A 16383-nucleotide genomic window follows, 5' to 3' on the forward strand; every position below is an offset into this window, starting at 1 on the left:
AAATATTATCAGGAATATATAGCATTTTACCTCCATTAAAATCGATCATTATAAGCTATCGATTTTTTAATTGGGCCACCTATTTAAACTCTTGTTTTTAACCACTTTTAATTATATAATCCTTTAACTTTATGGTAAAAAACAAACCACCATTTAACCCCCTAAAATTATGAATACACAAGAAGTAGCCGACAAATTAGTGCAACTTTGCCGGGAAGGAAAAAATGTAGAAGCTATAAATGAGCTTTATGCCGATAATATTACAAGCTATGAGCCAAAAGGATCGCACATGGAAATAACGGAAGGTAAAACCGCTGTGCTGGACAAAACAAACGAATGGTTTGATGCGGTTGAAACGTTACATAGCTATACCACATCAAACCCAATTGTAACCGGTAATTTTTTCACTATAGCAATGGATATTGATGTTACTTTTAAAGGGCAGGACAGAACCATGATGAATGAGATAGGTGTTTATCAGGTTAAGGATGGAAAAATAGTTAGCGAAAGTTTCCATTATGATTTACCGCAGGCATAACACAAACACTTACTATTATAAATTTAAAATCCCCGGATCATGATCACGGGGATTTTTTTATAGCTTAATCCGATATTCATGCTTTCGCTACAACAGGAGATCAATGTACTGTAGCAGCCACCCATTTTTTATCAAGCAGAACTTCTTTTTTATAGTTCCAGGCCAGCAGAGCTTTGTTTAAACAGGAATTAAGTGATTCACGCACTTTCTTATTGTTCAGTTTCAGTTTCCTGCCTTGTACCTTCTCTTCATAGATCAATTGCTTTTCATCATTATAAAACTGCACAATAGTGACCCTCATGCTGTCTTTATTATTGACCAATACATAAAACCCTGTTTCTGGCAATTCATTTGCCTTGTTTTGCGCATGTACTGCCGAGGCTGATATAAATAAACCACAAAATAATAACAGGTGCCGGAGATTAAGTTTACGTTCCATGGTAATTTGATTTTAATTACGCTATTAGTCGTAACATTCATCCGGTGAGGAAACATCCATTACAACAAATCGTTGTTAACTATATGTGTAATAAATTGTGCTCAAATTGTACAGTTTTTCAAAAAATTTAAAAGCTATTTTTAGAATTAGCAGTTAAATTAATAACTGTACCGAACAAAATTATAACCCATAAGCACGCTGTTCATTTTATTCACGCTATAAGCTTTTTCATTCAGTAACTTTGTAAGTTTCAAAACAAAAAGCACAGCGGCATCATATCAAAATGCAAAACGTTACCGATAAATATCATAAATTGATCAGGGAGGATGATAAGCACCTCGACCCGCTTTTCGACATGAAGGAGGTTCCGAAAAGGTCATATCAACTTGGCCTTGCGGCTTTGTTCACGGGTATCGGGCTTTCCATCTATGATTCATTCATTGGCCTCTATGTATCATCATTCCTGGTGGCATGTTTTTGCTTTGCTATTTTAATGTTCATCCTTTTAAAATATCAGGATGTTATTAAAAACTTAACCATTGCCATTATATCATTAACCTGTAGCATGCTCATTATTGCTGCTGCGCTCGAAGGTTTACAATCTGAACAGTTCCTGTATTTTTTCCCGATACTGGTTTCGGTACCTATCATGGTTGATTTGAAGCGTACCAAGTACCGGCAGTCGTTCATTTACATCTTTATTATTTTGGTATCGGCCGGTATATGTACCTTAATAGGCAGGCACGTTACTCCACTGGCAGATTTTACTACAGATCAAATTACCAAACTGGCATTGATCAATCGTATTGTGGCCATTTCATCAACCATAGTATTTGCTGTAGCTTACATTTTTTTTGAAAAGAAATACATTGACGAGCTCATGGAGCAAAGCCAACGCGTAATTGATACCCGAACGCAGTTCCTGGCTACTATGGGACACGAATTACGCACTCCGCTAAACGGCATTATTGGTGTAATAAACCTGCTTAAACAGGAACATACTCTTAGCCAGCATGACGAATATATACAGGTATTAAAGTATTGCTCAGACCACATGCTGCATCAGGTAAATAACATCCTTGATTTTAATAAAATTGAGGCCAACAAGTTGGATATTTATCCTGTTGAGCTTAACCTGAAACAGCTCCTGATCAACATAGGCATTCCCTTTACAGCGATTGTTAAGGAAAAAGGCCTTGATCTGGAAATAGAGATTGACCCTGTGCTTGATAAGCAGATAATGGCCGACGACCTTAGGTTGATACAGGTTTTCAACAATTTATTATCGAACGCCCTAAAATTCACCGACGAAGGTTTTATTAAACTCAAGGCGGCATGTAAAACCCGGACTGATGATTTTATGGAGGTTAGCTTCAGTGTTGAAGATACCGGGATAGGCATCAGCGATGAAGACCAGGCAAAAATATTTGAAAGCTTTTGGCAGGTTTACGACCCTACCACTAAAAATCTGAACGGTACGGGCTTAGGACTTACCATATGCGTTAGGCTGTTAAAATTAATGAAGAGCAAACTGGTGCTGGTGAGTAAAAAGGGCATGGGCAGCATCTTCAGCTTCGATCTTAAATTTCCTTATGCAGCTACTTCTAAACAGATAAAGGCAGACCAGGCCAAAACCGCCGATCTTTTAGCCGGTATACGGATCTTATTAGTTGAGGATAACCACATCAATATGATGGTTGCCAAAAAATCACTAACCACCTATAAAGCCGAGGTTACTTGTGTATATAACGGCCAGGAAGCGCTTGATGAGCTAAAAAAAGACCAGGCTTATCATGTTATCCTGATGGATCTTGAAATGCCGGTAATGAACGGATACACCGCCATATATGAAATGAAACGGCTATATCCGCAAACTCCTGTTATTGCTTTTACAGCCTCATTGGTTGATGAAAAAATGCTGGCCGATTTATTGAACAGTGGTTTTGCCGATTGCTTACTAAAGCCCTTTCAACCGCAACAATTACTCTCCAGCATTCAGAGGCAGCTTTTGGCTTACCCTTTCTTGCATACACACACGTAAGCTATTATTTCACATCGGCAATTGTTAACTATTTCGTTACAAAGCAATTAATAGTATTTATGTTAAAGCAGTGTGATTATATTAGCTACATAAACCTACTTGTGTAATAATGAAAAAATTATTCCTGCCGGTTATTGGCCTTCTTTGTGTTGTAACCATAGTTAAAGCCCAGCCCGGTAAAACAGAAATAGCCAAATGGCAATATAACCGTAATGGTGCTGTATCCATAACCTGGGATGACGGCTCCATCAACCAGTTTAAGGTAGCCTTACCCATATTGAACAAACTGAAACTACCGGCAACCTTTTTTATCATCACCGGACAAATACCTGGCTCGCAGTATCAGGGTAAATTTATAGGTCGCCCGGTAAAGGATATTATTAAGGAAACAGCGACTATACCAACCAATAAGAATAATTTTTTTGAACGTGCTTCAGCAACCGGTTATCTTGGACTGATAGGGCCGCTTGATTATCATTACAAGGCGGGCTCATTGATAGATGCCGGTAAAACCGATGCGGCTTATAAAGCTATAGATGAGTGCTACGCCAAAGTACGCAGCGGCGAATTTAAACCCGGTGTACAACATAATGATGAGTGGAAAGATGCCCATGGCACCACCTGGCCTCAAATTAAGGCTTATGCAGCGCAAGGGCATGAATTTGCCAGTCACATGGTAACTCACCCTCGCCTGGCCGCCCTTGATGAAACCAACCTGATGTACGAGGCCGAAAAAAGCCGACTGGATGTTTTAAACCATTTGGGATTGCAATATACCTTTAGCGCCGAAGGCCCTTTTGGTACCGAGAACGAGCGCGCGGTAAGCTACCTTAGTAAGGTTTATCCTGCTCTCCGCAATCGCATGCCCGAACCCTGGCTTAAAGAAATAAGTCGCGGCAATAAAGACACTCCCGGCAATACCGATAAAGAATATGTACAGTATCAACGCGGCGCTACTACCAAAACACCGCTGCCCATGATGAAAGCCTGGGTTGATACCGCCATTGCCCGGCACGATACCTGGCTTGTGCTCACACATCATGGTGTTGATGGTATTGGCTGGGAAGCCTTGCCTCATCAGGAACTTGATGAGTATTTTACCTATATTAAAAATAATCAGGATAAACTTTGGGTAGCCACTTTTGGCGATGTTACTAAATACATGCGCGAAAGACAAAGCGCCAAAATACAAAGCAATTTAATGGGTAATAAAATAACTGTAAGTGTAAACAATCCGCTTAACAAAACTTTTTATACCCTGCCGCTTACACTTAAAACCTATTTGCCAAGCAGCTGGAAAAAGGTGACCATAACTCAGGGAATCAAAAAACAAACCGTATCTACAGCAAGCGATGCTAAGGGCACTTATGCATTATACCAGGCAATACCAAACGGCACAACGGTTGTATTGACGGGTGTATAGTATAATTGATCTTATTCATATTATTAATGCCTGTCATTTCGAGTGATAGCGAGAAATCATATAGGATTGACGAAGCGAATTTGCATGTCGTATAAGATTTCTCTTTCGCTCTAAACTCACGCCCTCCAGGCTCAATCGAAATGACAAACTTTTTGATTGATTAGTCTGAATTATATCATCAATCAAAAACAACCTTATCCGGGCCGGCAACTTTAGCAACATGGCAGGCGCAGCCTCCGGTTATTTTTACAGTGATTGATTGTGTTTGATTGGTAGCCGCATTTGTAGCGGTAACTTTTACCTCATCACCCTCAATGGTAAATTCTTTGATATTGCCATCGGTAGCAATAACATGAAAGCCAGAATTTTCGCCCGATGCTGGTGTAGCCTCTGTTTGAATAACTTTGCTTGATCTTAAGTTGACAGCCTTAAAATCTTTAATAGCTACGGCATTACCGGCCTTATCAACAAAGTTTACACCAACAGTTGCAAACATCATGGTACACATGCCCGGATTACAGGGCGCAGCACTCTGGTAGGTCTTTTTGCTGCAGGTCGAGTAAACAACAATCAGCAATAAAAACAATAACGGCTTTTTCATAAATATAAGTTTATATAATTTACGGTCGCAGCTTTATTAATGCTACAAACGCTAAATAAAACACAAAGCAATTTACTGTTTGATGTTCAAATATTTATCAGAAAAATCTCCGGTTATTTTTTTGGTTCGTATGTTATTGATAGCCCAGTCTTCCACATCGGTTTGTTTCACATCAACCTTATCACCCATTTTGATATTGGTGAGTTCTAAAGGAGAATCGATGAATATCACTTTGAACACTCCATTACTAAACCCCAAAACCTGCGACCACATATGTTCATGTTTATCTCCCTCCACAAATTCAGACTTTAAGATGAAAGAATACCCCTCATGATCGTTACCGTTCTTTTTCAAGCTATCTAAAAACTGTGGCATGTATCGCTGCGCGGTATTTTTGATTGCTGAAAGCCGGCCTCCATTCTTAGCCACAGCAACAGCTTTGTTCCTGGCATCCTCTTCAACTTTGGTTTTCTGGCAAAAGGCGTCTGTAACTGCAAACAGCAATAAAACAAACAAGAAGTTTTTCATAATAGTTTACCGGATAAGATTTTGGCTCTTATTAACAAAACTATCCTTTATCAGAAATTCAACATAACACCGCAACCGTTATTTTAAGCCCAAAGTCCCGGGCTCTCTTTTGAAAACCCGGGACTTTTGGTTATATTTTAAGTAGAAGCAACGCTATTCAATTACCCTTACCTTTAAAAAGCTGGCATTATCCTTCGAGGTGTATACTTTGTGGGTTGCCTTTTTAAAATCGGTATCCTTGGCTTTCATAATATCCTGAAATTGTTGTGTATTGCGATCAATAAGCGGAAACCAGGTACTTTGTACCTGCACCATTAAGCGGTGACCTTTTTTTAAGGTGTGCAGCACATCCTGCAATTCAAAATTAACCGGGGTTATCTGACCAGGTACAAATGCTTCAGGCTTATCAAATCCATTGCGGAACTTGCCGCGCATGGCCTCGCTGCGCACCATTTGCTGATAGCCCGATAAATAAACTTCCTTACCCGCCCACTTATCATTTTTTGTAGAATCAGGGTAAACATCAATCACTTTAACTACCCAGTCGGCATCAGTTCCGGTTGTTGATACTTTTAAGTTGGCCCATATATTACCGGCAATGGTAACATCCTTATCAAGCACATCGGTAGCATAGGTAAGCACATCAGCGCGCTGCGATGCAAAACGCTGATCGGCAGTCATGTACTCGCGTTTCATATCCATATCAATGCTGTTGATGAATGGTACAGGTTTGTTAGGGTCTGATACAAATTCATCAAAGCTTTCGGCCGCGGCAGCGGGCGCGTCAAAAGATAATTTACCGCCGGGCAATAGGTACAAATTCTTTTCGGCAGCCTCCTTAGGCGGCCATACATTATATGTTTTCCAGCTATTGAGACCTGTTTCAAAGGTAGATACCGGGGCGAGGCTCAGTTCAGTACCTTTCAGGTAATGGCTAAAAAAGGCAAACTCAATTTTTTCGCGATAGAAAGGCCCGGTAGCTTCGCCAAAACCCACATCGCCCAAATGGTCACCATCTCCGCGTGACCAGCCGCCATGCACCCAGGGGCCCATGGCAAAATAAACCGGCGTTTTTGGATTTTCCTTTACCAGTGTTTTATAGGTGTTGACTGCTCCGTAGAGATCTTCGGCATCATACCAGCCACCTGTTACCAGTACGGCTGTTTTAATATCATGCAGGTGATAAAGAACATTTCTGTCTTTCCAATGCTGATCGTAATTCGGATGATCAAGCATTTCGTTCCATAAGCGGATGGTATCTTTATAATATTTATCGTTACTGTTTTTTACCGAACCCATTTTCAGGAAAAAGTCATACCCATCTTCTGTACCTGCATCAAATCCCTTTCCACGGCGCTGGGTTGGTTTATCGTCCTGGCGATTGGTAAAGCCGGGATAAAAACCAAAGTTGGCTACCAGCATAAAAGCGCCATTATGAAATGCATCATCCCGGTACAGATCGGCGATAGGCGCCTGCGGCGATGCGGCAACTAAAGCAGGATGACGGCTGAGCAGCGCAGTTGTGGTGTAAAAGCCAGGATACGAAATACCCCATACCCCTACCTTACCATTGTTGTTGGGTAAGTTTTTAAGCAACCAATTAATGGTATCATAGGTATCGGTACCTTCATCAACATCGTTTTTGGTTTTATGTACTTCCTTTTCGGGAGTCATTTCTTCATAAATACCCTCGCTCATCCAACGGCCACGCACATCCTGGTAAACAAAAATAAAACCATCATGCGTAAATAATGACGATGGCCCAAGGCTGCCTTTATATAATTCCGTACCGTATGGAGCAACGCTGTAGGGTGTCCTATCCATCATGATAGGATATTTTTTCGATTTGTCTTTTGGTACATATACCGAAGTAAATAGCTTTTTACCATCGCGCATAGGTATCTGGTATTCGTATTTCTGGTAGTTGGCTTTTATGTATTCGGCATCGGGGGCCTTAGGCTGGGCATAAGCGCCAATTACCGTAATTATCAGCAATAAGGTAGCAAGTAAAGTTTTCTTCATTTTAAAAATGCGATTAAAGCCTAAATGTACTTCAATAAAATAAAAGCGACAAACAAGGCTCGGTAACCAACATCAAACTTCAACTAAATGCCCTTTTTCATATTTTGAAATATTTTTTCAATCAGAGCTAATAATCTGCAACTAAGATGATTGCTGCATCCGTATAAATACGAGTCTAAACTTTTAAAAGCAATATCACTTCTTCTCAAACTCCTAAAATCCAATTTCTTAACCATACTCTATTCAGATAACCCTCTTAAACTCAAAACCGCATGCCTATGGATAAACAAACCACAGCTTAACTACTAAAAAACATTATTAATTAAAATCAAAAAACTTTATGAGAATACAATTGAATAAAATACCTACAGCATTATTAGGTATAACCCTGTTATTTGCCGCCGCATGTAAAAAAGATCTGGCACCCGCCCCCGGTGCAAGCAACAATTCGGCATCAAAACTGGGTACCAATGCTATTGGCGTAAGCGGACCGAAAGGCGTTTGTTATGTAGAAGTAAACAATAACGATATTAGAAATGTAGGCAACTACACCCTATCTACCGGACAACAGCTGTTTGATGTAGCCATTATTTTTGCGGCCAACATTAATTACAACACCACTACCCAAAAGGCAGAACTGTTTTTTAACCCGCAAGTGACTAATGTATTGAGCAATGCCTCAACTTACATACAACCATTGCAGGCTAAGGGCATTAAAGTAATGCTATCAATATTGGGTAACCACCAGGGTGCTGGTATCAGCAACTTCCCTACTCAGGCTGCCGCGCAGGATTTTGCCCAGTTACTGAGCAACGCCGTTACTACTTACGGCCTTGACGGTATTGACTTTGATGACGAATACGCAGACTATGGCAACAACGGAACCGGACAGCCTAACTCAAGCTCGTTTGTATACCTGGTTACCGCTCTGCGCCAGTTGATGCCTACTAAACTTATCTCATTTTACTATTATGGCCCTGCGGCTTCGCGCTTAAGCTTTAATGGTGTTACCGTAGGTTCAAAGGTTGATTACAGCTGGAATGCCGTTTACGGATCATACTCCGTACCAAACGTTCCGGGATTAGCTAAAAGCAATTTAGGGCCTGCTGCTATTGATATTCAAAGCACAAGCTCAACTACTGCCGCATCACTGGCTACACAAACTGTAAATAACAGCTATGGTATTTACCTTTATTATAACCTGCCTAATACCGATGTGCATACTTACCTTACAAGCGTATCAAACAAGCTTTACGGCAAAACAACGGTATACACAGGTACGGTGACGCCACCAACTACCGGGGTAACATTTTACCAGGACATTAACTACGGCGGTACAGTCACAACTGCTATACCCAAGGGAACCTATACCTTAGCACAGCTACAGGCTTATGGTATGCCTGATAACTGGGCATCATCAGTAAAGATACCAACCGGATGGACAGTGACCATGTACACCAATGATAATTTCACCGGTACATCATGGACACGCACTGCTAATACACCAAACTTTACTACACTTTTTCCAAATGCCAATGATGTAGTAACATCAGTTAAAATTCAATAATAAATTTCACAATCTTCTAAAAAGCAAAAGCCTCCTCGGTACTACCGGGAGGCTTTTGCTTTAATAATAAAAAGTATTTTATTCGTTGATTGCTTTTACGCCCGGAAGCTCTTTACCTTCCATATACTCTAACAAAGCACCACCACCTGTAGATACGTAGCTTACATCTGCAGTCAGGTTAAATTTAGCAACAGCTGCAGCTGAGTCGCCACCACCGATAAGTGAGAAAGCACCGTTTTCAGTTGCTTTAACTACCGCCTCGGCAATAGCTTTGGTACCTGCTAAAAAGCTTTCCATTTCAAAAACACCCATTGGGCCGTTCCATAAAATGGTTTTTGACTCTTCAACCACTTTGCTGAATAAGGCTACGGTTTCAGGGCCGATATCTAATCCCATCCAGTTGTCAGGAATTTCGCCGGTTTTAGCAACTCCGGTTTTGGCATCGTTTGAGAAAGCATCAGCAATAACGTTATCAACCGGCAGGTATAATTTCACGCCTTTGTCTTTAGCCTTTTGACGCAGGCTAATAGCCAGGTCAAGTTTATCGGCCTCAACAAGTGAGGTACCGATATTACCGCCATCAGCTTTAGCAAAGGTATAAGCCATGCCACCACCGATGATCAGGTTATCAACCTTATCCAGCAATTTTTCAATAAGTTCTATCTTATCAGAAACCTTTGAACCACCCATAATAGCGGTGAAAGGTTTAGCGGCGCCGTTTAATATTTTCTCTGCATTATTCAATTCGGCTGCCATCAGGTAACCAAACACTTTGGCATCAGGGAAAAACTGAGCTATAACAGCTGTAGACGCATGTGCGCGGTGAGCAGTACCAAAAGCATCGTTTACATAAACATCGCCTAATTTTGAAAGTTTTTCGGCAAAAGCTACATCACCTTTTTCTTCTTCTTTATAAAAACGCAGGTTCTCTAATAAAAGCACTTCGCCTTTTTCCAGATCTTTTGATTTTTGAATAGCTTCTTCGCCAATACAATCATCAGCAAATTCAACCTGCTGGCCTAAAAGGTCAGATAAGTGACGTACCACGTGTCTTAAAGAATATTTATCTTCCGGACCACCTTTTGGCCGGCCCAGATGCGACATCAGGATAACTTTACCACCATCTTTCAAGATCTTTTTTATAGTAGGTAAAGCTGCCGTCATGCGGTTGTCGTCTGTAATGTTAAAATCCTCATCCAAAGGCACATTAAAGTCAACCCTGATCAGGGCCTTTTTGCCGGCAAAACTAATTTGATCTACTGTTTTCATACGATTATATGTCGTTTAATGTAAGGCGCGCAAATTCAACATTTTATTCTTAATTCTTAAACGAAAAATGAAAAAGGTGTTTATTGCGCGTTTAAACTTCATGTTATTTTTACATACATCACAAAATGAGGCCCAATGCCAGAGATTTCAAACTCATCAGATATGATCTCAAAACCCGCTCCCAGGTAAAACTGCACTGCTTTTTTGCGGGCATTGCACCATACATAGTTTGTTTTTTGTCCGCGCAGATATACCAGGGCAAAGTTAACCAACTGGTTACCCAAACCTTTACCACGATATTTTTCAATAGTGGCCATCCCCCTTAACTGGTAGGCTTTGCCAGGATAACCTGTATAATTTTGCGGATGAAATGATGCCACACAGGCTAACTCATTGTTTTGGTAATAGCCTAAATGAAACGCCCCCTCTATATCATCAGATGGGAAACGGCATTCATCCAGGGTAAGTTTGCCTTCGCGCAGTACCTCATTGCGCAAGGGAAGTAGGTCTTCAACTGTGATAAATTTGATCATAAAATGAGAAATCTGGGAATATTTTGCCCATCTCCTGTGGCATATATTACACTATATAAATTAATTGTTAAGTATATCAGCTATAAATTCGGCTGAATTAAGTTGGTTTAAGTATAACTATAAAATAATTAAGTTGAGAGGCACATTTTTTGCAAAAGTTAAAATAATATAAAACTAAAGTCATGAAGAAATTACTATACCTAGTCACAGCCACATTACTTTTTGCAAGTTGCGAATCAGCCAAATTAGGCGATCCTAAACCTGTAAGCAATAAACCACATACTACTAACAGTACTGCACCAAACGCGGTTAACCTTTCAATAGCCGACCATGTTGTAAAAACCAGCGTTAGTCACGATACACTTTATTTGTCACTTAACGAAAAAGCTGATCTTATCATCAGTCAGGATGATTATAACAAGGCTTCAGCAGTACACTTTAAGGAAGATTTTTCGGCATCAGGTCTTTCAGGCTTACATTTCAGTACATTAAACGGTGATGGCGATATTGCTTATGATTATATTGATGATAACCTGAATAACGTTAATCTGCCGGCTGCTACAACCGCTATAGTTAATGGTAAAACCGTGGTTAAATTACATGTAGAGCGTACTATCGTTTTCTTCAAAGCCTATCAATCTCAGCAGCTTGCTGTACAGGCACAAACCGGCTACATTAATAAAAATAAAGATATGATCACTTTTTCATCATACATATTTGATGATAAAGATAATGCTGCAGTGAGCCTTACTGTAGGCTTATCCTACACAAAATAAATTAATAAAACCTAAATCTCTCACATCGAATAGCCCGGCTGATGAACTTTCAGTTGGGCTATTTTTTCAACCAGATCTGCCAAACGGCTGCTGTAGCCCATTTCATTATCATACCAGCCAACCACCTTTACCAACCCTCCTACAATAGAGGTAAGCTGCGAATCAAAGATACAGCTGTGCGGATTATCCAATATATCGGTTGATACAATCGGGTCTTCGGTGTACTCCAGTACATTTTTCATAGGGCCATTGGCAGCCTGTTTAAATGCCTGGTTAATTTCCTGAATAGTAGGTTGCTTTTTAAGGCTGCATGTAAAATCGGTAAGAGAGCCATTAAGCACAGGCACGCGGATACCTGCCCCGCCTAACCTGCCTTCCAGATGCGGAAATATGGCTGTTATAGCCTTTGCTGCACCAGTAGTTGTCGGGATTATAGATGCCGATGCCGCACGCGCCCGGCGTAGGTCTTTATGTGGTGCATCATGCAGGTTTTGATCGCCCGTCATAGAGTGTACGGTAGTGATGTAACCATCAATAATACCCCAGTTATCGTCAAGTATTTTCACCATGGCGGCAACGTTATTGGTGGTACAGGAAGCATTTGATAGTATAGGCGAACTCAGGTCGATCTGATCATCATTAACAGCCAGCACTACCGTTGGTACATCTTTATTTGCCGAAGGTGCAGAAATGATCACTTGCTTTGCACCCGCATTGAGGTGCAGTGCAGCACCTTCTTTGGATGTAAATTTACCTGTAGCCTCAATTACAACATCAATATCAAGCGCGGCCCATGGCAGTGCCCCGGGGTTGCGTTCGGCAAATACTTTTATCTGCTGATTATTGATAAACAAATTATCAGCATCAAAATTTACAACGCCTTTAAACCCACGATGAACAGAATCGTACTTAAATAAATGAGCAAGTGTTTGGGTATCGGCAAGGTCATTAATAGCCACCACCTCTATACCGGGTTTAGCTAAAATATTCCTTAAAAAAACGCGCCCTATACGGCCAAATCCATTGATAGCAATCTTCATTATATTTCTGTTAATACAATTCAAAGTTAATGAAGATGTATGGGTAAATTATAATGCTGCTCAATTACTGACGCTAATACTACGCTGGCATTACAAAAACACAATTGACCTTAAACAAACAGATTGCGCAGGGCTAAATTTTCGCGTTCTTTTGAGCGTATACAAAAAGTAACAAGCCAGTTAAATAGCAAAGGGATTAAAAGTATACAGCTAACAAGTAAGGTGTTGCTCAGATTTTTAAAATACAATACCATCACTATTGCACCAATGTTAATTAAGGATAAGCACAGAGTAACCTGAATATGGCCCATTCCCAGTTTTAACATACGGTGGTGCATATGATTACGATCAGCATCAAAAGGTGATCTCCCGTTTAATATCCGGATGGTAAATACCCGGAGCGTGTCAAAAACAGGGCCTACCAATATAGCAACCGTAAGCGCCGGTGCAGGGTAAAAGTTAGGTTCGCTAACGCCTGTAAGCTTACCCAATTCAATATACTTGATAGCCATAACAGCCGATATTAAACCTATGAGCAGGGCCCCGGTGTCGCCCATAAATATTTTGGCAGGAGTTATATTGTAACGTAAAAAACCGACTACCGCGCCAACCATAGCCAGGCAAATAGCACCCAGCTCATACTGCTTTATGTGCATAAAAAGTAAGGCAAAGGTTATATTAACTATAATACCGGTTGTAGCTGCCAACCCGTCAATACCATCAATTAAATTGAAGGAATTAACAATAAGCATGATCAGTAATATAGAAAATATAGCGCTCGGTACATAAGGCAGGCCATAAATATTAAATATGCCAAACATGCTGGTTATTCGTATATCGCCCAGTAATACCAGTATGGCTGCTACTATAAATTGTATAAAGAATTTGGTACTTGAGTTTACGCCCGACAGATCATCTTTAAGGCCCATGGCAAACAAAATGATGCAGGAGATAAGCAAACAACTTACCGGCAATGATTTATCAATTACGCTGAATAAAAGTATGGTGATGATAAAACTTACAAATATAGCTACCCCACCAAGGCGTGGTATGCCATGATCATGTTGCTTACGGAAATGGCCAACATCATCATATAAGTGCCTTGCGCGTGCTACGTGTAAAATAGAAGGAATGGTAATCAGTGTTATAAAAGCCGATATTACAACTATTAAAACATTATAAATCAAGTGATAAGAATGCAATAACTCTGTCATATGAAGTCCCGTTATTGGTTTACTTGCCCGTTTCAGACGCAACGCATATAGCTTACAGCCATGAACTCTTATACGCAGAAGAAAAATATAGGTTTAACTTGAAATTAAAAAAATTGGAAGATTTTTTGAACCGGCTTTAATATAATAGCCATGAGGGGGAATGTAACGCCATTTTTACGCATAGCTTTTAAATCGAACTGCCATGCTTTGATCCTGTTTTTGAAACTCTTACTGCTTACGCCGCCTGTACGCATTTTAACCATCACTTTTTTAAGGTGATGACTATTTACCTTGTTTAAGTGCAGAAAGCGCAGCATCAGCTCAAAATCAGCAGCCGAACCATAGTCAAGGCTGTAAAAGCCTAACCTTTCAAACAATTCCCTCTTGCAGTAAAATGTGGGGTGAGGCGGCATAAAGCCGAAGTTGAAGGAGTTATCATTGCAAGGCCCGGTTCGCCATTTGCGAATAATTTGCTGCCTCTGACCTATAATATCCATATCGCCATATATAACACCGGTATTGTGCTGCTCAAAAGCGGCAGCTACTGATTTTAAAACGTCGGTGTCAGCAAACTGGTCATCTGCATTCAGCATACCAACAAACTGCCCGGTAGCCAGGCGGATACCTTTATTCATGGCATCATATATACCCAGGTCAGGTTCAGAAACTAAAATATTAATGTTCGATCTGTACCGGTTGATCACATTCAGGGTGTTATCTGTTGATCCTCCGTCAACAATAATATACTCCAGATCGGGGTAATTTTGGCTGATGACAGACTCAATACATTCACCGATTGAATCTTGTGCATTATAAACTACTGTAACAAGAGAGAGCTTCAAACCGTACAAATTGGAATAGGATACTAATATTGTACACGCAAATTATGTATTTTTGAAACCAATGCATAATTATTAAGCAGTAAATCCCTTATATGCGTCTTTTTACTTTTACTATTTTATTTCTGGGGATACTATTCACTTTAACATCGTGCTCCAACAAACAATATCAATCACTTTTTGAACAAAAGGGTGTTGCTCATGATACTTTAACCCAAAAATCACCTGCCCCTGATATGGTTCCATACCGCATCAAGTCGCAGGATATATTGCAGATCAGAAACCTTCAAAATATCAGGTATATTGTTGATGAAGCTCCAAGCAACGGCAATAATTCTGGAGGTGGAGGATCCGGTGGAGGGGGCGGCCAAACTTATCAGGTTGAAGATGATAGTACGGTAACTTTACCTGTAATTGGCCATGTGAACGTTGTGGGTTTAACCCGTGCCCAGGCAGCAAAAAAGGTTGAGGACCTTTATCGCAAAAGTTTGTTAAAGGACCCCATTATCGAGTTAAAGATCACCAATTTAAAAGTAACGTTTTTGGGTGAAATTAAAACCCAGGGCAATTTTCCATTAGTAAAAGATAAAACTACTCTTGTTGATATGATAGGTGCTGCAGGAGGTCTGACTGATAAAGCAAATGAAACAAATATTCAAATTATACGAGGCGATCAGCTCAACCCACAGGTAACCATGATCAACCTCCGGAATATACAATCCATAAATGATCCGCGGGCTATCCTGCAAAATGGCGATGTTATTTATATATCGCAAAACAAACGTGCTGTACGGAACGAGAACTTGCAAAACCTTTCAGTCATTACCCAGCCTGTATTACTTTTATTGAATACAGCTTTAATTATTTTCACACTTTCGCGCCGGTAAAATTTGATGGGTTCAGATCTTAATTAACATATCAATTGCTAAACATTGCACAACTTGCTTTGTTAATTTTATTAAAACAACAACTACAGGCTTATTAACAGGCATGCACAAAACCGACCTATCCACCTATAGCAATTATCCTTTTCATCCGGGTGGTAATGCGTTTAAGAGACTGGTATGGTTTTACCTGAATGCCTTTTTTTTTAAAACCAGCCTTATCCCTTCAAGCAGGTTCAAAGTTTCTCTGCTACGCTTGTTTGGTGCAAAAATTGGCAAAAATGTAACCATAAAACCTTGTGTAAACATAAAATACCCCTGGTTTTTGACCATTGGCGATAAAACCTGGATCGGCGAAAATGTTTGGATAGACTGCCTGGTTGGTGTTAACATTGGGGCCAATGTATGCCTTTCGCAGGGAGCCATATTGCTTACAGGCAGTCATGACTACAAAAAAACATCATTTAACTTGATAACTAAAGAGTTAACTTTAGAAGATGGGGTATGGATAGCAGCCGGAGCTATAGTAAACCCGGGAGTTACCGCTGCCAGCCATTCTGTACTTACCAGTGGCTCTGTGGCCACTCAAAACCTGCTGCCTTATGCTGTTTACCAGGGCAACCCGGCAATAAAAACCCGCGAACGTAATATTATTTAAAAATCTACCAC

General features: G+C 40.3%; 16 protein-coding genes. 7 read left to right on the plus strand and 9 right to left on the minus strand.

The annotated features are described in order from the left end of the window. Positions 1-169 precede the first annotated feature (169 nt). Positions 170-538 carry a nuclear transport factor 2 family protein gene (locus QWZ01_RS15765; RefSeq protein WP_290324858.1) on the plus strand — a complete coding sequence of 123 codons (369 nt, stop codon included), beginning with the start codon at positions 170-172 and terminating at the stop codon, positions 536-538. 100 nt (positions 539-638) lie between these two features. Here QWZ01_RS15765 and QWZ01_RS15770 read toward each other — a convergent pair whose 3' ends face one another. After that, positions 639-977: a hypothetical protein gene (locus QWZ01_RS15770; protein WP_290324860.1), complete on the minus strand. Its 339-nt coding sequence runs from the start codon at positions 975-977 to the stop codon at positions 639-641. A 283-nt stretch (positions 978-1260) separates the two neighbouring features. Here QWZ01_RS15770 and QWZ01_RS15775 point away from each other — a divergent pair, with 283 nt between their 5' ends. Continuing rightward, on the plus strand, positions 1261-3018 hold the full coding sequence (locus QWZ01_RS15775) for an ATP-binding response regulator (RefSeq protein ID WP_290324862.1): 1758 nt from the start codon (positions 1261-1263) through the stop codon (positions 3016-3018). A gap of 109 nt (positions 3019-3127) precedes the next feature. Then, positions 3128-4441, plus strand: coding sequence for a polysaccharide deacetylase family protein (locus QWZ01_RS15780; RefSeq protein WP_290324864.1), 1314 nt, complete (start codon positions 3128-3130; stop codon positions 4439-4441). A gap of 178 nt (positions 4442-4619) precedes the next feature. On the opposite strand, the gene QWZ01_RS15785 is transcribed toward QWZ01_RS15780, so the two are convergent. The 3 genes from QWZ01_RS15785 to QWZ01_RS15795 form a co-directional block, all read right to left on the minus strand. After that, entirely contained in the window at positions 4620-5042 is a 423-nt protein-coding gene (locus QWZ01_RS15785) for a hypothetical protein (RefSeq protein WP_290324866.1), read from the minus strand. Positions 5043-5114: 72 nt separating this feature from the next. Further along, positions 5115-5570: a DUF2314 domain-containing protein gene (locus QWZ01_RS15790; RefSeq protein ID WP_290324868.1), complete on the minus strand. Its 456-nt coding sequence runs from the start codon at positions 5568-5570 to the stop codon at positions 5115-5117. A gap of 153 nt (positions 5571-5723) precedes the next feature. After that, positions 5724-7592, minus strand: a complete 1869-nt coding sequence (locus QWZ01_RS15795) for a CocE/NonD family hydrolase (protein ID WP_290324871.1) — start codon at positions 7590-7592, stop codon at positions 5724-5726. A 340-nt stretch (positions 7593-7932) separates the two neighbouring features. Here QWZ01_RS15795 and QWZ01_RS15800 point away from each other — a divergent pair, with 340 nt between their 5' ends. Next, on the plus strand, positions 7933-9159 hold the full coding sequence (locus QWZ01_RS15800; protein ID WP_290324873.1) for an endo-beta-N-acetylglucosaminidase H: 1227 nt from the start codon (positions 7933-7935) through the stop codon (positions 9157-9159). A 78-nt stretch (positions 9160-9237) separates the two neighbouring features. Here the strand turns inward: QWZ01_RS15800 and QWZ01_RS15805 are convergent, their stop codons facing one another. Together QWZ01_RS15805 and QWZ01_RS15810 are read right to left on the minus strand one after the other, a co-directional pair. Continuing rightward, entirely contained in the window at positions 9238-10428 is a 1191-nt protein-coding gene (locus QWZ01_RS15805) for a phosphoglycerate kinase (RefSeq protein ID WP_290324875.1), read from the minus strand. Positions 10429-10526: 98 nt separating this feature from the next. Continuing rightward, positions 10527-10961 carry a GNAT family N-acetyltransferase gene (locus QWZ01_RS15810; protein ID WP_290324876.1) on the minus strand — a complete coding sequence of 145 codons (435 nt, stop codon included), beginning with the start codon at positions 10959-10961 and terminating at the stop codon, positions 10527-10529. A 182-nt stretch (positions 10962-11143) separates the two neighbouring features. Between QWZ01_RS15810 and QWZ01_RS15815 the strand changes: the two genes are divergently transcribed. Beyond that, positions 11144-11737, plus strand: a complete 594-nt coding sequence (locus tag QWZ01_RS15815; RefSeq protein WP_290324877.1) for a hypothetical protein — start codon at positions 11144-11146, stop codon at positions 11735-11737. Positions 11738-11757: 20 nt separating this feature from the next. Here QWZ01_RS15815 and gap read toward each other — a convergent pair whose 3' ends face one another. From gap to QWZ01_RS15830, 3 genes are all read right to left on the minus strand, one after another. Then, positions 11758-12777, minus strand: a complete 1020-nt coding sequence (gene gap / locus QWZ01_RS15820) for a type I glyceraldehyde-3-phosphate dehydrogenase (protein ID WP_290324879.1) — start codon at positions 12775-12777, stop codon at positions 11758-11760. 110 nt (positions 12778-12887) lie between these two features. After that, complete coding sequence (locus QWZ01_RS15825) at positions 12888-13991, minus strand: MraY family glycosyltransferase (protein ID WP_290324881.1); 1104 nt, start codon at positions 13989-13991, stop codon at positions 12888-12890. A gap of 104 nt (positions 13992-14095) precedes the next feature. Beyond that, a complete protein-coding gene (locus QWZ01_RS15830; protein WP_290324883.1) occupies positions 14096-14833 on the minus strand; it encodes a glycosyltransferase family 2 protein in 738 nt (245 codons plus the stop codon). 92 nt (positions 14834-14925) lie between these two features. Between QWZ01_RS15830 and QWZ01_RS15835 the strand changes: the two genes are divergently transcribed. Together QWZ01_RS15835 and QWZ01_RS15840 are read left to right on the plus strand one after the other, a co-directional pair. Then, positions 14926-15717 carry a polysaccharide biosynthesis/export family protein gene (locus tag QWZ01_RS15835; protein ID WP_290324885.1) on the plus strand — a complete coding sequence of 264 codons (792 nt, stop codon included), beginning with the start codon at positions 14926-14928 and terminating at the stop codon, positions 15715-15717. Between the two features lie 103 nt (positions 15718-15820). Further along, a complete protein-coding gene (locus tag QWZ01_RS15840) occupies positions 15821-16372 on the plus strand; it encodes a WcaF family extracellular polysaccharide biosynthesis acetyltransferase (protein ID WP_290324886.1) in 552 nt (183 codons plus the stop codon). Positions 16373-16383 lie beyond the last annotated feature (11 nt).

Source organism: Mucilaginibacter aquaedulcis (genome assembly GCF_030409325.1).
GTDB lineage: Bacteria > Bacteroidota > Bacteroidia > Sphingobacteriales > Sphingobacteriaceae > Mucilaginibacter > Mucilaginibacter aquaedulcis.

Excerpts from the sequence above, each read along its gene's own strand:
- QWZ01_RS15765 (WP_290324858.1), top strand. The coding sequence starts at position 170 with ATGAATACACAAGAAGTAGCCGACAAATTAGTGCAACTTTGCCGGGAA.
- QWZ01_RS15770 (WP_290324860.1), bottom strand. The coding sequence starts at position 977 with ATGGAACGTAAACTTAATCTCCGGCACCTGTTATTATTTTGTGGTTTA.
- QWZ01_RS15775 (WP_290324862.1), top strand. The coding sequence starts at position 1,261 with ATGCAAAACGTTACCGATAAATATCATAAATTGATCAGGGAGGATGAT.
- QWZ01_RS15780 (WP_290324864.1), top strand. The coding sequence starts at position 3,128 with ATGAAAAAATTATTCCTGCCGGTTATTGGCCTTCTTTGTGTTGTAACC.
- QWZ01_RS15785 (WP_290324866.1), bottom strand. The coding sequence starts at position 5,042 with ATGAAAAAGCCGTTATTGTTTTTATTGCTGATTGTTGTTTACTCGACC.
- QWZ01_RS15790 (WP_290324868.1), bottom strand. The coding sequence starts at position 5,570 with ATGAAAAACTTCTTGTTTGTTTTATTGCTGTTTGCAGTTACAGACGCC.
- QWZ01_RS15795 (WP_290324871.1), bottom strand. The coding sequence starts at position 7,592 with ATGAAGAAAACTTTACTTGCTACCTTATTGCTGATAATTACGGTAATT.
- QWZ01_RS15800 (WP_290324873.1), top strand. The coding sequence starts at position 7,933 with ATGAGAATACAATTGAATAAAATACCTACAGCATTATTAGGTATAACC.
- QWZ01_RS15805 (WP_290324875.1), bottom strand. The coding sequence starts at position 10,428 with ATGAAAACAGTAGATCAAATTAGTTTTGCCGGCAAAAAGGCCCTGATC.
- QWZ01_RS15810 (WP_290324876.1), bottom strand. The coding sequence starts at position 10,961 with ATGATCAAATTTATCACAGTTGAAGACCTACTTCCCTTGCGCAATGAG.
- QWZ01_RS15815 (WP_290324877.1), top strand. The coding sequence starts at position 11,144 with ATGAAGAAATTACTATACCTAGTCACAGCCACATTACTTTTTGCAAGT.
- gap (WP_290324879.1), bottom strand. The coding sequence starts at position 12,777 with ATGAAGATTGCTATCAATGGATTTGGCCGTATAGGGCGCGTTTTTTTA.
- QWZ01_RS15825 (WP_290324881.1), bottom strand. The coding sequence starts at position 13,991 with ATGACAGAGTTATTGCATTCTTATCACTTGATTTATAATGTTTTAATA.
- QWZ01_RS15835 (WP_290324885.1), top strand. The coding sequence starts at position 14,926 with ATGCGTCTTTTTACTTTTACTATTTTATTTCTGGGGATACTATTCACT.
- QWZ01_RS15840 (WP_290324886.1), top strand. The coding sequence starts at position 15,821 with ATGCACAAAACCGACCTATCCACCTATAGCAATTATCCTTTTCATCCG.